The following is a 14,961-nucleotide window of genomic DNA, read 5'->3' as shown; positions in this document are numbered from 1 at the left end:
CCCGAATACACCTCCAGGACCTTCAACCCGCACCTGTTTACCACCTACTTTCCAGAAACCACACCCGAAGGCAGGACGATTTCCTATTTTTCGCGTACTTTTCAGAAAACAGCCCCAAAACGAGTGCCGAAACGATTCACCCCAGACGAGTACGCCGCCGGAGTTCTATCCGGGAACCGGGTACTCCTGAGCCGCGCCATCACGCTGGCGGAAAGTACCCTTCCTTCAGACCAGGCCCTGGCTCACGCGGTCATGGAACAGGTGCTGCCCCACGCGGGAAAGTCCATCCGGATAGGCATTACGGGGGTGCCGGGCGTGGGCAAGAGTACGTTTATTGAGGCTTTTGGCAATTACCTGCTGGAGCAGCACGGCAAGAAACTGGCGGTGCTGGCCATTGATCCCACCAGCCAACGCACAGGCGGCAGCATTCTGGGTGATAAAACCCGCATGGAAACGCTGTCGGCGAACCCCGGGGCCTACATCCGGCCCTCGCCGGCCGGTAAAACGCTGGGCGGTGTGGCCCGCAGTACCCGCGAGAGCATTCTCTTGTGTGAGGCCGCGGGCTTTGACGTGATCTTTGTGGAGACGGTGGGCGTAGGCCAGTCAGAGACGGCGGTGCACGAGATGGTGGACTTCTTTTTGCTGCTGATGCTGGCCGGGGCCGGTGACGAGTTGCAGGGCATCAAGAAAGGCATCATGGAAATGGCCGATGCCATTGCCATCACCAAAGCCGACGGCGCCAATCTCCACGCTGCCACCAGCGCCCAGGCCGAGTACCAGGGTGCGCTGCACCTTTTCCCGTTAGGTGCCTCCAAGTGGAGCCCCAAAGTAACGGTTTGCTCCGCCTATGAGAAGACGGGCTTGGCGCCCATCTGGGATGCAGTCACCGAGTACGTCACCCTGACGCAGCAGAACGGCTATTTTCTGCAACGGCGGCAAGAACAGAACCTGCACTGGCTTCGGCACAGCATCCGGCAGCAGCTGGAGGAACGGTTCTATCAACACCCAGCGGTGAAAGTCCAATGGGAAACGGTGTCGGGGCAAGTGACCCAGGGTCAGAAATCGCCGTTCGCCGCCGCCGCTGAGTTGTTTGACTTGCTGTCTTAGCTTTTCTGTTTTAAGGCTGTTTTCAGAAAACGGCTCAGAAATGACCGGGGCAACATTAGAAGAGAAAATCCTTGGCAGACAATTGCTTCGTAATGTTCTGTCGCCGGCCAAGGAAGAAATAAAAGCAAAAGGGAGAAAGTAGTGCACCTTCTCCCTTTTACATCTTTGACACCTCACTAGTAAGTCAGAAATCCCGGTTCGCGCCTAGAGTAGTTTGATTTCAAACTACTCTAGGCAACTGGTTCTTTCTGCTTCTCTTCCTGGAGTTCAGGTTCATCCCAGAAAGAGGAATAGGCCTCTTCTTCCCTATCTTCCTGCTTGGGAAATAACCGGTTGATGAAAGTTTCGCGCACTCTGCGGGACAAGTTGAAATAAGGAATCCAGATGGCCGCCGCAAACAAGGAGCGGGTGATGGAAGAATAGGCAGTGGTGACATCTCCCCCCAAAGCACTAACGGCGCATGCGTCTGCTATCATTCCGGCCAACGAAACCGCGTAGAAGATGGTGACCAACCGGGGCAAGCTGCTTCTTTTCTTGAAAAAGAGGGTGACAATTAAAACGGAGTAGCAGAAAAAGAAAACGTTGTACACGATGGTGAGCACCAGCACCCACAAGGCCACTGGGTTGTAGAGCGACGAGTCAGCGTCACCCAGTTTGTTCCAAATGTCAAGGCTGATCCATTCTCCCGTGGCAATTTCATACATCAACCGGAAAGGTGTCAGCACGAGCCCAAAGCCTACCAGGCCAAGCCAGCCGCCAATTTGGCGGGCATGGGTCTGGGTTACATCGGCGGGCGCCGGATCATACTGGTACAGCCGGTAGCCACCGTACCCGGCAACCCCCAAACACAACATGACCAGCACGAAAGACATCCAGTCTCCGTCCATTTTGATAGCCGATCCTGTGCCTGGTCCAGAATGGGTCAGTTCAAAGCCCATGCCGTCCTTGATCTTTTTGATGGCGGTGAAGTAGGCTTTCATTTCCTCAACCGACACATGATCTTTGAGCGTTTTGAAAGTAAAGTGTAACACAACCACTCTGTTTTGGGCATCATAAGTAGTGGTTTGCTTGTAGGAAAAGGCCTTGTTCTCTACTTCTACCTCGTCATCCTTGACGTTCCAGTTGCTGGGCACATGTATTTTGATGGTATGGTCATAGTCATACGGATACTCCAGGGCCAACGGGCTGTTTCTTATTCTGGTAGACGGCAGTTCAAGTTTGGAATACAGGGTTAAAGGCAAGATGCTGGCGGTCCAGAGATTCCCGTTGTCGCTGGTGCCCTCTTGCCAGAAATCGGCAATTTTGTAGTTTTCATACGTGGTAAACCGGTTGGCCGTGGCCTGGTCATTGACCAGCAGCTCCTGCTCGGTAGTTATGCCCGGGAAAGAACTGGCATAGAAGTTCAGGTAGCCTTTTTCAATCTCCTGATGACTATTGGCTGCATAATGTGACCTTATGTAATCTGCCTCATAGCCGGTATAATCAGTCTGCACATTGAAAAAGACCTCATCCTTCACGGCACCCAAAGTATACTCCTCCACTGATTTTATGGTGGCATTGGTGCTGACCGGAATATCAGTGAAGCCTTTGGTGCCCGGTTTTATGACTAACCCGGTCTCATACCTGGGGAAATAGATCTCGTCATAGGCCCCTTCCTGGTGCGAAATGGTGGCGTCATACCAAAGGCTTTTGGTTAACAGCTCTACTTTCACCACACAATGGTCAAACGAATAAGGACTAGGCAACTCCTGCTTTACAAACTGGCGCATGCCCGTATTGACCAGCACCGGATACGCCTTGATGTTCATCTGACCTAACATATAGCACAAGAGCCAGGCCTTGTCTTTGCAGTCGCCGTAGCGCTGTTCAAACACCTTGGCGGGGTCATTGGGCTGATAGCCATAGATGCCACCTTCGTTGCCCAGGTAGCGAACCTCGTTCTGCACAAACTTTAGAGCCGCCGCCAGACGCGCCTCGTCTGAGCCATCGGCCTGCTTGATCGCCGCTATGGTCTTTTCCAGCTCCTTGCTTTTACCCACCGGTTTGGTGTACAGGGTGAGCGCCCAATCATTCACTTGCGCCCAGGACGTAAACTCAGACAGCCACACGTAGGAATAAGGAACGTACCAGGAAGGAGTATTGTCCTCACTGGCATGCGCCGGCACCTGATCGGCTTTCCAGGTGTATTCCAGCACGTTTCCTAGCGGTTTCACCTGCATCTGCTGTTTGGTGTTGTACACCTTATGCTGCAACGGACGGTTAGCGGGTGCCAGCACCCGAACCAGAAGTTGGTCCAGGGCCTCTGGCGTACTAAACCGGAAAAACTCAGCATATTTGGGCTGAATGGGATTGAACCCCGTCACGGAGAAGGAATAATCAATCACATCTCCCACCCTGACATCGGCTAAGGTAAGGGTGGCGGTACGGTTGTTATTGTAGATGAAACGTTCCCGTTCGCTTTCCTCCTGCACCACCTTGAATTCAGAAGGGTTCAGTTTGTTCAGAGGTTTTCCGTTGCGGTAGATCATGACCCGGTGGAAAACCAGTTTCTGGTAATCTGGATCATAGCTGACCGCAATCTCAGACGCATACTGCACTCCCGCCTTGGTGGTGATTTTACGGGTATAATGACTGAAACTTGTTTCTTCCCCCACATGCACCTGGTTATCCTTTAAGATGATCAGGTACCCGTTGGAGCCTTCGTTTCTGGAAGTGGAGGGTTTATCCCGGAACTGAGTTTTCACGATCCAGCCGGGTTCCGGACCGGTGGCGACAGCTTTCGTAGCTGCATTTAGATGAAAGGAGAAAAAAATGCACAGGAGTACACCACACAGCCAACGCTTCATGATAGATTTAGTAAAAATATGAAATAGAGGATAGTTAGATTTGGAATAATAGAATGTACCGTTGATTAAAAATACAATTTTTCAGTCAATAAGCAGGAATATGCGAGAGATTTAGATAATTTTTCCCTGAACAGAAGAATAACAGCTCCAGGGTCTTTTAAGACAAGCAATCTCTTCAAGCTGAATAGTAAAAAACCGCTTTGCACCATTCTCAACGGGGCACAAAGCGGTTTTGCACTTTACGGAAGGCCATTTTCTGCTGCCTCAGGAGTAGGTGTCGGGCAAGGACCTTTTCCCGTTTTCCGGCCGAAAAACAGAAAATAGAAGCATTTTAACGCGCTGGTAATAGATTGACACTTATTACCAGTTGGAATAATGGGCTAACTTCTGGGGTGAAACTCCTGCATGATCTGTTTCAGGTAGTCGCGGTCCAGGTGGGTGTAGATCTCGGTGGTGGTGATGGATTCGTGGCCCAGCATCTCCTGCACGGCCCTCAGGTCGGCGCCGCCTTCAATGAGGTGGGTGGCGAACGAGTGGCGGAACGTGTGCGGACTGATGCTTTTCTGGAGCCCGGTCTTGGCGGCCAGGTCTTTGATGATGTTGAAGATCATGACGCGGCTGAGACTCGCGCCGCGGCGGTTGAGGAACACAAAATCCTCGTTGCCTTTTTTGATGACCTGGTGCCGCCGGACCCCGTCCAGATACAGCCGGATGTATTTCAGGGCGTCTTTCCCAATGGGCACCAGGCGTTCTCGGTTCCCTTTACCCGTTATCCGCAGGAAACCCAGATCTTCATACAAGTTGCTGATTTTCAATTCAATCAACTCCGTTACCCGCAACCCGGAACTGTAGAGGGTCTCCAGCATGGCCTTGTTGCGGGTACCCTCGGGGGTACTCACGTCAATGGCCTCAAAGAGGGTGACAATCTCGTCGTAACTCAGTACGTCTGGGAGTTTACGCTGCAGTTTGGGGGCTTCAATGGTCTCGGTGGGGTCGGCGTTCAGCTGGTCTTCCATGATCAGGAACTTGTAGAAAGCCCTGATGCCGGAGATGGTGCGGGCCTGTGAGTGGGCCGTCATCCCCAAGGAATTGATCCATTCCAGAAAGCCTCGCAAGTGATGGGCCTCCACCGCCAGCGGGCCCACTTTCTCATTGATGACTTCAAAATACTGCACCAGCTTACGTACATCCCGCAGATAGGCTTCTACAGAATGGCTGGACAAGGACTTCTCCAGTTGGAGATATCCTTTAAATTGGGTGAGACTAACAGACCACTTCATTGGGGGAGGTAAAGCATAAATATAGCTAATATAGATATAGAAGTGTTTTATATAGCCAATACTTTTTTAGCATTCTTTTCTAGCCGAAAAGCAGATTGTTACGCAAAGGTAGTTATTACGTACATTTGGGGGTGATCCGGCGGACTTTCCCAAAGGCCGCATAAGCCTGACTTACTATGAAGATTCTTATACTTAACGGTCCAAACCTCAACTTATTAGGTCGCCGTGAAAAATCTATCTATGGTTCCCGCTCTTTTGAAGACTATCTGGAGAAAGACCTCATTCCGGCGTTCTCTGGCATGGAGCTGGAATACTTCCAATCCAACACAGAAGGGGCGCTCATAGACAAACTGCACGAGGTGGGTTTCCACTACCAGGGCATTGTGTTCAACGCCGGGGCTTACACGCACTCCAGTCTGGCCCTGGCAGATGCCATTGCCGCCATTGAGACACCGGTGATTGAGGTGCACATCTCCAATGTGTTCGCGCGCGAAGCCACCCGGCACGTGACCTACATTGGCGGTCGCTGTGTGGGCAGCATCAGCGGATTTGGGTTAGAAAGCTATCGGCTTGCCTTGCAGTACTTTGAGCGGCAGAAGCCCAATAAGGTAGGATTTACCTACACCAAAGCGTAACCAGCAGACGTTTTTCACGTGTAGGTCATTTCAGTGGGGTGCCTGTCTGGCTCGTTTTTTGCCCGTTTTTGGAAAAACAGCCCTAAAACAGTTTCTCCCCTACCTGAGATGCCCCGTATTGTTTCCGCTTACCACGCGCTTCGTTCCACCACAACTACTCCTGCCCATGCTTAATTTCTATCCGGGTCCGTCCAAAGTCTACCCCGAGGTACGTGACTATCTGACCATGGCCTATGACGAAGGAATGCTCAGTATTCCGCACCGCGGCGAACGCTTTGTGCTGATGATGCGGGAGCTGGTGGCCCTGCTGCGCCTGAAACTGAACATTCCGCAGGACTACTTTATCTTTTTCACCTCCTCGGCCACCGAGTGCTGGGAGATTATCGCGCAGAGCCTCACGCCGCACAAAAGCCTACACCTCTACAATGGGGCGTTCGGGGAGAAGTGGTACGAGTACGCCAAGAAGTTGCGGCCCGACTGCTACGGACAGGCCTTCGGGCTGGAGGAAGTGCTGGACGTGCCCAACTTGCCGGTGGAAGACGACACCGACGTGATTTGCGTGACCCAGACCGAGACCTCCAATGCCACGCAGGTGAGCATGCACACGCTCCTGAAACTCCAGAACCAGTTCAAAGACCCACTGCTGGCTATAGACGCCACCTCCAGCATGGCCGGTCTCAACCTGAAATTCATCAGGGCCGATATCTGGTTCGCCTCAGTACAGAAGTGCTTTGGGTTACCGTCTGGCATGGGCATTCTGGTTTGCTCGCCGCGCACCATTCAGCGGGCCAAGGGCATCAATGACCGCAAGTACTACAACAGCCTGGTGTTCATGCACGAGAAAATGCTGAACTACCAGACTACCTTCACGCCCAACGTGCTCAACCTGTTCCTGCTCAAGAAAGTACTGGAGAAACGGCCCCTCATCAAGAACGTAGACCAGCTGCTCACCCAGCGGGCGCAGGAGCTGTACGCGTTCCTGGATGAACTCACCGACGTGGAAGTGCTGGTGGAGAACCCCGAGGTGCGCTCCCCTACCGTGCTTGCCGTCAAGGGCCCCGACCGCTGGGTGCAGGAAGCCAAACGGCTGGCCATCCTTCAGGGCATCACCCTGGGAAACGGTTACGGTGCCTGGGCCAAGACCACCTTCCGGATCGCTAACTTCCCGGCCATCGCGGATGCTGAATATGAAACGCTCCGCAATTTCATTTCCAACCATTATCACTAATTTCGCGGAACCAACCGTTTTACCGCGCCATGCCCCACTTCAGTTTCAAAGAGATTGTTTCCGTTAGCCTCATTCTTTTTGCCATCATTGATATTCTAGGATCCATTCCCATCATCATCCAGTTGCGCCAGCGCGAGGGAATCATCCAGTCTGAGAAGGCTACGTTGGTGGCGGGCATTCTCATGATTGTGTTCCTGTTTCTGGGCGACGGGATTCTGCGGCTCTTCGGAATTGATTTCGCGTCTTTCGCATTGGCAGGGGCCATCATCATTTTTCTGATGGGGATGGAGATGGTGCTGGGCATTCACCTGTTCCATTCCAACCCCGAGGTGAAAACCGGTTCCATTGTGCCGCTGGCTTTCCCCCTGATTGTGGGCGCGGGCACCATGACGACCCTCCTCTCGCTGCGGGCGGCCTACGCGTTGCCCAACGTACTGGTCGGCATTCTGCTGAACCTGCTGTTTGTGTACATCGTGCTCAAAAGCTCTAACTGGCTGGAGCGGAAACTGGGCCAGAACGGCACCGAGGTGCTCCGGAAGGTATTCGGGGTGATTCTGCTGGCCATCGCCATTAAGCTGTTCAAAACCCACGTGAGCATCTAACCCTGTTTAGGGCCTGTTTTTGTAAAAAAGCCCCAGAAACGGATAGCATCGCCTGCCTCACTTAAGCAACTTACCACAACCGGGCGTCATCTAAAGAGAAGACAACTTCTATTTCCGGCAGAGCAGCCAAAGCACCTAGCACCCAATTCCTCTTGAGGGGCTGGGATTCAACGCCACTCTCGGCTACGCGAAGTAACTCCCATGTTCTTCCCGCTTTGGGCCTGTTTTCCGGAAAACGGCCCCAAAGCGCAACATCTTCTATTGTCAACTCAGTACCGTAACGCCTCGCGGGCTGCGACAAAGACGCTGAGGACCAGTTCCAAGACACTAACCGGAGGATGCTCACCCCGAGGCTCTAAAATATTCTCACCCGATCATGCCCCCGCTTGCCCTAGTATGGGTAATTTTGCGCCAGACTAACCGCCTGCATTTTGATAGAAGTATTTACCGACGGTGCCTCCCGGGGCAATCCTGGCCCAGGGGGCTACGGCGTGATTCTCCGGTACGGGCCGCACGTGAAAGAAATTAGCGAGGGTTTCCGGAAAACCACCAACAACCGCATGGAGCTATTGGCCGTGATCGTAGCCCTGGAGTCCATCACCAAGCCCGGTATTCCGGTGACCATTTACTCCGACTCGAAATACGTGGTGGATGCCGTGGAGAAGAAATGGGTCTTCGGTTGGGAGAAGAAAGGCTTCACCGGCAAAGCCAACCCCGATCTGTGGCAGCGTTTCCTCAAAATCTACCGGAAACACCAGGTGCGCTTCGTGTGGGTACGCGGCCACGCCGGCCACGCCGAGAACGAGCGTTGCGACCAACTGGCCGTCGCCGCCGCCCTCCAACCCAACCTCCCCCCCGACAAAGGCTTTGAAGCGAATCCAACGGCTGGCTGATTAGGAAATGTGAAGATATGGAGATGTGCAGATGAAGCTCTCATGCTCAACCATCACCTTCCATTTTTGTATTTCACAATCCTCACATCTTCAAATCTCCCAATTACCTCATCTTCACATCTAGAAAAGTGGCCAACAACTATTTCCGGTTCAAGCAGTTCCTGATCAGGCAGGACCAGTGCGCGATGAAAGTCTGCACCGATTCCTGCGTGCTGGGGTCGGCGGCCGATGTTTCTGGTGCGCGGCGGGTGCTGGATATTGGGGCGGGAACGGGTTTGTTGAGTCTGATGGTGGCACAACGGGCACCGGAGGCTTTTCTGGAGGCCGTGGAGATTGACGCCGCCGCCGCCCGGCAGGCGCAGGAAAACATTGCGGCCAGTCCCTGGGCAGACCGCATCCAGTTGTTCTCGCTGAGTTTGCAGGCTTTTGAAGCCACCCAGCCTCAACCGTTCGAGGTGATCATCAGCAATCCGCCGTTTTTCCAAGCTTCCTTAAAATCAGCGGATGCGGCCAAAAACCAGGCGAAACACACGGAGACGCTTTCCTTCACAGAAATCCTTTCCTTCGCCCATCGGTTCCTGACGGCTGAGGGCCGGTTGCACATTCTGCTGCCGCCGCATGAAGCCAAGGTGTTTGCGCAGGAGGCGCACCAAAAAGGCTTTTTCACAAACCACATCCTCTGGCTGGAGGCAACCCCGCAGGGCAAACTGCTCCGGGCCATCCACACTTATTCCCGCAGGCCAAGCACAGTTACGGAAAGCGTTTTGGCCGTTCGGGAGAAAGACCACGCGTACACGGCCGCTTTCCGGGAGCTGCTGAAAGATTATTACCTCATCTTTTAGGCCTCTTTTCCGGAAAACGGGCTCAAAACAAACCTTACTCCTCGCGCTCAGTAAAGCAGATGCCGTACTGTTCCAGCTCCGCCAGAATAGGTTCGTACAGATCGGCTTGCAGAGGCACTACTACGCCTCGGGTGTGCAGTTTCCCTTCCAACAGGTGCTTGACGGCAATTCCCAGTGGTAAGCCCACCGTCTTGGCCATGGCCGTGTGCACCTTATCATCGCCCGTTACCACCAGGGAGGAAGTCAGTCTTTTCAGTTCTCCGTGGAGTTCGTACTCAAACTGATGCAGCATCACAATCATGTCTTTGTCGCCGGGGCTCAGTTTCCATTTCTGCACCAGCAGTTTCTCCAGCGCCTGCGCCGGGGTAGCCTGCTCCAGCCCGATGGGAACATCGTCCAGCAAACCGGTCCACTCCACCAGGCGCAGTTCCTCGGCCTCCGCGGAAAGCCCCACGTACGTTGCCACGCGCTCTTTTAAGGAAACTCCCGGAAGCGTGGCGGGTAAGAAACTTTCCACCAGTTGCCGGTAGGTCATGCGGTTCGCGTCTTCCAGCAGATAAGAATCATCGGTGAGGCCCAGTTGCACCAGCACCTGCCAGGCTTGGCAGTACCCGGGCCGCCGAAGCGTGCCGCGCAGCATGGTAGGAATGTCCTGCAAGCCGTAGGGCTCGCGGTACGAGAGCGAATCGCGGTTGGCGTACCCGTCAAAGGCCCCGAAACCCTCCACCTGAAACGCCTCGGTGCGCCGGAAGAGCTGCGGATACGGAATGTATTTGTTGGTGCCGTTCTCTATGTATTTGGCGGTCCCCTGCCCGGCCAGAATCACGTTGCGCGGGTTCCAGGTAAACTTGTAGTGCCATGGATTGTTGTCAGACTCCGGAGCCATGAGGCCGCCGGTGAAGGACTTAAACGAGGTGATGGTGCCGCCCTGCTCCTTGATCTGGTGAATAATGCGCATGGCAGACATATGGTCAATGCCGGGGTCCAGACCGCACTCCATCAGGAACGTCAGTCCTTTCGCTTGGGCTTCAGCGTGCAACTCCCTGATTTGCGGCGGTACGTACGAGGCCGTGACTAGGTGTTTGCCCAGCGCCAGACACGTTTGGGCGACCACCGGATGAAACATAGCCGGCAGCATGGAAATCACCACTTGGGCTGCGCCGATCTCCGCATTTCGCTGCGCCTCGTTCTGTACATCGAAATTAAAAGTGCGGGGCTGCGGATAGACCTGAACTTGCTCCGCGAGGTGATCTACGGACACATCCCCGATGGAAACCTCCCAGTTATAGGCAGTTGCGTTGGAAAGCAGGTACTGGATAAGCACGGTAGCGGAGCGGCCAGCGCCCAGGAGCAGGATCTTTTTCATAGCGGGAGAACAGATGGAACCCTTAAAATGGGCATTTTCTCTGGGCTAGGCAACCACTTCTTGGTTTTTCGGGCCAGCGTGTTAACTTTGACTCCCGTACGTGCTCGTGCGGAATCCGCACCCTATGATAGAACAAGTACAACACACCATTACCTATGAGGTAGTGTCTTCCCCCGATGAATTAACCCCTCAGGAACGGCAGGTCCTCCTCCTGGCCCAACAAGCCACCGACAAGGCGTACGCTCCCTATTCCAATTACCTGGTGGGTGCCGCTTTGCTCCTCTCGGATGGCAGCCTGCACCAGGGCACCAACCAGGAAAACGCCGCCTACCCCTCCGGTCTCTGCGCGGAACGCACCTTGCTGTTTGGCGTAGGCTCCAACCACCCTGATAAAAAGATGGAGATGATGGCGGTGACGGTACGCCGCAGAAACGAAACCCATTTCCTGAAAGCCTGTCCCTGCGGCGCTTGCCGACAGGTTATGGCCGAGTACCAAAACCGGCAGAACGCGCCTATCCGGCTCATCATGCAGGCCGAGGACGGAAAAATCACGCGCCTGAAATCGGTGGAGGATTTGCTGCCGTTTATGTTCACCAAAGATCAGCTCTGATTTGGCCGCCATTCATCGCACCATTTCCGTACCTCGCACGGCGCACCTCCACCAACTGGGCACGCTTTCCCCTGAGACCAGGCACCTATGGATCGTTCTGCACGGGTATGGGCAGTTGGCCCGCTATTTCATAAGGCATTTTGAGGGCATAACTGATGCGCAGACTGCCGTGCTGGCGCCGGAAGGCTTGTCAAGGTTTTACCTGGAGGGCTTCTCCGGCCGCGTAGGTGCCACCTGGATGACGAAAGAAGAACGCCTGCACGAGATCACCGATTATATAAACTATTTGAACCAGGTGCGGGAAATGGCCCTGAACGAGGCACCTGATGCGGAGTTGCACGTGCTGGGTTTCTCGCAGGGAGGTGCCACCGCCTGCCGCTGGCTGGCGCAGGCGCAATGGCCCATGAAGCAACTGGTGCTCTGGGCGGGCGTGTTCCCCGAGGACATGGAAATAACCTCGGCCAGCCGTACCCTTTCGCAAACCCATTTGACCTACGTCTATGGCCTGCAAGATCCCTTTGTAGCCGATGACAAGGTTCAGGCGCAACTCGTCCGGGTGGAAGCGGCCGGGCTGCACCCAGAGGTCATCACCTTTGCCGGAAAGCACGAACTAAACCAGGAAGTGTTGCGGCTACTCAAAAATCAAAGCTCGTCCTAACCCCGGTGCAGGGAACCGTTTTGGGCCTGTTTTCGCAAAACAAGGCTTAAAGTAACTTTCATCTAAACGGCGGAGCAGGGTCATTTCTCCCAGATGCCGGGCACCACAATTTCCAGCAGGTGCTGATCGGGGTCCCGGAAGTAGCAGGATTGGCGCGCGTGCGGCCAGGTCTGTTCGTGTTCAATGGGTACCTCGGCTTGCCGCAGCTTTTCCTTCCAGGCCTCGTACTCTTCGGCGTTACATTCAAATGCCAGGTGCAGCTGCCCCTGCCCGAAGTGCGGCGGCAGGTCTTTGCTTTCGCGGGTTTTCTGCGCATTGAAACACAGCAACACCGAGCTGCCCACCTGGAAGAACACATGCCGCCCGGCTACCTGGCCAATCACCGGCAAGTCCAGCACCTGGGTGTAGAACGCGGCGGTGCGGTCCAGGTCCTGCACGTAGAGACACGTTTCCTTTATTTGGGTAAATTCCATCGGGCTTCGTCTTTTCTCCTGCAACGGAAAAGCCAACGTGAAAGATGTTCGTTTTGGGCCTACTTTCGGCAAAACGGCCCCAAAACAGAAAGGCTCACCAGTGGTAACACCGGTGAGCCTTTCTGTTTTATTTAAGAGGCAGTTACTGTTTGTTGATGATGGTAGCCGATGCCTGGGCCGCGGGCAGAATCAGCACCTCGGCTAAGTTCACACGTTTGGGGCGGGTCACCATGAACAGAATCAGTTCTGCCAGGTCTTCGGCGAGCAGCGGTTCAAATCCTTTGTAGACGTTGGCGGCGCGTTCTTTGTCGCCTTTGAAGCGCACTTCTGAGAACTCGGTTTCCACCGCCCCGGGGTTGATCTCCGACACTTTTATGCCTTCGTGCACCAGGTCAATGCGCATGGCTTTGGAAAGCGCGTCTACGGCAAATTTGCTGGCGCAGTACACGTTTCCGTTGGCGTACACCTCTTTGCCCGCAATGGACCCAATGTTGATGATATGACCGGCTTTGCGCTCAATCATGATGGGGAGCACTTCTTTGGTCACGTACAGCAGGCCTTTCACGTTGATGTCCAGCATGGCTTCCCAATCATCCAGGTCGCCGCTTTGGAAAGGGGCCAGCCCGTGGGCGTTCCCGGCGTTGTTGACAAGCACCTCTATGCTGTGCCACTCGGCGGGCAGCCCTGCAATGGCAGCCCGCACGGCTTCTTTGTCGCGCACGTCAAATTCCAGCGGGTAAATGTTTTCTGCGCCAAACTGTTGCACCAGTTCCTGGAGACGCTCCGTGCGACGGCCGGTGGCGATGATCTTGAATCCATTTTGCGCCAGGCTAACGGCGGTGGCCCTACCAATACCGGAGGTGGCTCCGGTCACCAAGGCAATCTTTTGGTTCATACGCGACTTATTCAAAGTTGAGGTACAGGGTGATGGTGTTGGTGTTCAGCTGTTGGATGCTGTTGTTGAAGACGCTGTTGGTGGGTTTGTGCAGGTTGCCAATGCCCCTGGAAAACCGGATCTCCGGCGCAAACTTGAAAAACGGGTAAAACATATCCAGCCCTACGCCATACTCAATGGCGAAATCCATGTTCTTGACTTGCAGGATGTCGTTCCCTTTCTTCATGCCGCCCACGACCAGCGAGGGCTTCACGCCCGCAACAAAATACATCTGCGTGTTCTTGCGCCGCTTGGACTCATACTTCACTAGCAAAGGCAGTTCCCCGGCAAAGGTGTTGATCTCCTGGTTGATTTCGCCCCCGGCGGTGTTGTCATCGGCGGGCACGCCTTTGTACTCAATGATCCGGCTGTGGTAGCCCACGCCCGGCTGCGCCCGCAACGAGAAGTTGGGAGAAAGCCGGTAAGACGTAATGAAGTTGACGTTGAACCCGATGCCGGTCTTCTCATTCATGGAAAACTCAGGCTCAGATTTCATCAGGTCTACATAGTACTGCGAATGCTCCAGCTGGTACCAAGAGGCGTTCAACCCCAGAGAGAAACCCCAGCGCAGCTTTTTGTACTCATAGCCGGGCAGGTTCTCGCCTTTGAGCTTGCCTTGCGCCGTGGCGTGCTGGCCTGCGCCCAGCAGCAGCAGAAATAAGAAAACGGTTATTTTGTTCCGGTGTAAATGGAGCTGATGCCGAAGGTAAGTGAATGCCATTTTGTGTTTTTAAAGCCGATTCTCTGGAAAATGCTCAGGAAGTTATTGCCATCCGGGAACGCCTGCACAGACTCGGGCAGGTACGTGTAGGCGGAATTGTCTTTTGAGATCAGTTTCCCGAAAACGGGTAAAATATGTTTGAAGTAAAAATTGTATCCTTGTTTCATGGGGAACGCCTGCGGCTTGGAGAATTCCAGAATCACCACCATGCCGCCCGGCTTCAGCACCCGCAGCATCTCCGAGAGGCCTTTCTCCAGGTTCTCGAAATTACGCACTCCAAAGGCCACCGTGATGGCGTCAAAATGATTGTCAGGGAACTGGATATTCTCTGAATCGCCCAGGTGCAACTGAACCAGATGGCTTAACCCGCGCTTGTTGATTTTTTCGCGGCCTACCTCCAGCATGCCCTCGGAGATATCAATCCCGATGATCTGTTTGGGCTGGAGGCGCAACGTTTCCAGGGCGAAATCGCCGGTTCCGGTGGCAATATCCAGCACCATTTGCGGCTTGATGGGCTCCAGCAGCTTCACCGCTTTTTTGCGCCAGTAAATGTCTACTCCTGCGCTGAGGAAATGGTTCAGAAAATCATAGCGTTTGGCAATGCTGTTGAACATCTGCGCCACCTGCGTTTTCTTACCTTCTTCCTGGTCTTTGTACGGAACTACTGACATGCACTACGTTTATGTTAAGGGGGCAAAGCTACTATGCATAAACTAGATTTCCTCCATTATGTTGCCCGGTGCCCTCCTATAAATAACAGCGCCCC

15 protein-coding genes are annotated in these 14,961 nt (G+C 54.1%); 8 read left to right on the top strand and 7 right to left on the bottom strand.

The genetic code is table 11. The features are described from left to right. Positions 1 to 123 precede the first annotated feature (123 nt). Complete coding sequence (gene meaB / locus H7U12_RS16485) at positions 124 to 1,107, top strand: methylmalonyl Co-A mutase-associated GTPase MeaB (protein ID WP_186640025.1); 984 nt, start codon at positions 124 to 126, stop codon at positions 1,105 to 1,107. 230 nt (positions 1,108 to 1,337) lie between these two features. Here meaB and H7U12_RS16480 read toward each other — a convergent pair whose 3' ends face one another. After that, the gene (locus H7U12_RS16480; RefSeq protein WP_186640023.1) at positions 1,338 to 3,851 is read right to left on the bottom strand and encodes a DUF3857 domain-containing protein; all 2,514 of its coding nucleotides are present in this window, start codon (positions 3,849 to 3,851) and stop codon (positions 1,338 to 1,340) included. A gap of 482 nt (positions 3,852 to 4,333) precedes the next feature. Next, positions 4,334 to 5,233 carry a site-specific tyrosine recombinase XerD gene (xerD, locus tag H7U12_RS16475; RefSeq protein ID WP_186640021.1) on the bottom strand — a complete coding sequence of 300 codons (900 nt, stop codon included), beginning with the start codon at positions 5,231 to 5,233 and terminating at the stop codon, positions 4,334 to 4,336. A 176-nt stretch (positions 5,234 to 5,409) separates the two neighbouring features. Between xerD and H7U12_RS16470 the strand changes: the two genes are divergently transcribed. The 5 genes from H7U12_RS16470 to H7U12_RS16450 all read left to right on the top strand — a co-directional run bounded on the left by H7U12_RS16470 (position 5,410) and on the right by H7U12_RS16450 (position 9,433). After that, positions 5,410 to 5,868: a type II 3-dehydroquinate dehydratase gene (locus H7U12_RS16470; RefSeq protein WP_186640019.1), complete on the top strand. Its 459-nt coding sequence runs from the start codon at positions 5,410 to 5,412 to the stop codon at positions 5,866 to 5,868. A gap of 166 nt (positions 5,869 to 6,034) precedes the next feature. Continuing rightward, positions 6,035 to 7,096, top strand: coding sequence for an aminotransferase class V-fold PLP-dependent enzyme (locus H7U12_RS16465; RefSeq protein WP_186640017.1), 1,062 nt, complete (start codon positions 6,035 to 6,037; stop codon positions 7,094 to 7,096). 29 nt (positions 7,097 to 7,125) lie between these two features. Next, positions 7,126 to 7,698, top strand: a complete 573-nt coding sequence (locus H7U12_RS16460) for a MarC family protein (protein WP_186640015.1) — start codon at positions 7,126 to 7,128, stop codon at positions 7,696 to 7,698. A 431-nt stretch (positions 7,699 to 8,129) separates the two neighbouring features. Beyond that, positions 8,130 to 8,591: a ribonuclease HI gene (gene rnhA, locus H7U12_RS16455; RefSeq protein WP_062542489.1), complete on the top strand. Its 462-nt coding sequence runs from the start codon at positions 8,130 to 8,132 to the stop codon at positions 8,589 to 8,591. A 128-nt stretch (positions 8,592 to 8,719) separates the two neighbouring features. Next, positions 8,720 to 9,433 (top strand): tRNA1(Val) (adenine(37)-N6)-methyltransferase, encoded by a 714-nt coding sequence (locus tag H7U12_RS16450; RefSeq protein WP_186640013.1) that lies wholly within the window; start codon positions 8,720 to 8,722, stop codon positions 9,431 to 9,433. Positions 9,434 to 9,467: 34 nt separating this feature from the next. Here H7U12_RS16450 and H7U12_RS16445 read toward each other — a convergent pair whose 3' ends face one another. After that, positions 9,468 to 10,799, bottom strand: a complete 1,332-nt coding sequence (locus H7U12_RS16445) for a saccharopine dehydrogenase family protein (RefSeq protein WP_186640011.1) — start codon at positions 10,797 to 10,799, stop codon at positions 9,468 to 9,470. 124 nt (positions 10,800 to 10,923) lie between these two features. On the opposite strand from H7U12_RS16445, the gene cdd reads away from it, so the two are divergent. Further along, positions 10,924 to 11,409, top strand: coding sequence for a cytidine deaminase (gene cdd, locus H7U12_RS16440; RefSeq protein WP_186640009.1), 486 nt, complete (start codon positions 10,924 to 10,926; stop codon positions 11,407 to 11,409). A 1-nt stretch (position 11,410) separates the two neighbouring features. Continuing rightward, positions 11,411 to 12,067, top strand: a complete 657-nt coding sequence (locus H7U12_RS16435; protein ID WP_194362557.1) for an alpha/beta hydrolase — start codon at positions 11,411 to 11,413, stop codon at positions 12,065 to 12,067. Positions 12,068 to 12,147: 80 nt separating this feature from the next. Here the strand turns inward: H7U12_RS16435 and H7U12_RS16430 are convergent, their stop codons facing one another. The 4 genes from H7U12_RS16430 to ubiE all read right to left on the bottom strand — a co-directional run bounded on the left by H7U12_RS16430 (position 12,148) and on the right by ubiE (position 14,866). Continuing rightward, entirely contained in the window at positions 12,148 to 12,540 is a 393-nt protein-coding gene (locus H7U12_RS16430; protein ID WP_186640007.1) for a VOC family protein, read from the bottom strand. A gap of 142 nt (positions 12,541 to 12,682) precedes the next feature. Next, positions 12,683 to 13,435: an SDR family NAD(P)-dependent oxidoreductase gene (locus tag H7U12_RS16425; RefSeq protein ID WP_186640005.1), complete on the bottom strand. Its 753-nt coding sequence runs from the start codon at positions 13,433 to 13,435 to the stop codon at positions 12,683 to 12,685. Between the two features lie 7 nt (positions 13,436 to 13,442). Then, positions 13,443 to 14,195, bottom strand: a complete 753-nt coding sequence (gene porT, locus H7U12_RS16420; protein WP_186640002.1) for a type IX secretion/gliding motility protein PorT/SprT — start codon at positions 14,193 to 14,195, stop codon at positions 13,443 to 13,445. Further along, entirely contained in the window at positions 14,144 to 14,866 is a 723-nt protein-coding gene (ubiE, locus tag H7U12_RS16415) for a bifunctional demethylmenaquinone methyltransferase/2-methoxy-6-polyprenyl-1,4-benzoquinol methylase UbiE (protein WP_186640000.1), read from the bottom strand. Before ubiE ends, porT begins: the two co-directional genes overlap by 52 nt. Positions 14,867 to 14,961 lie beyond the last annotated feature (95 nt).

The sequence above is a fragment of the Rufibacter sediminis genome (genome assembly GCF_014269285.1).
In the GTDB taxonomy this organism is placed as follows: domain Bacteria; phylum Bacteroidota; class Bacteroidia; order Cytophagales; family Hymenobacteraceae; genus Nibribacter; species Nibribacter sediminis.
This window is presented reverse-complemented; position numbering and strand designations above follow the sequence as displayed.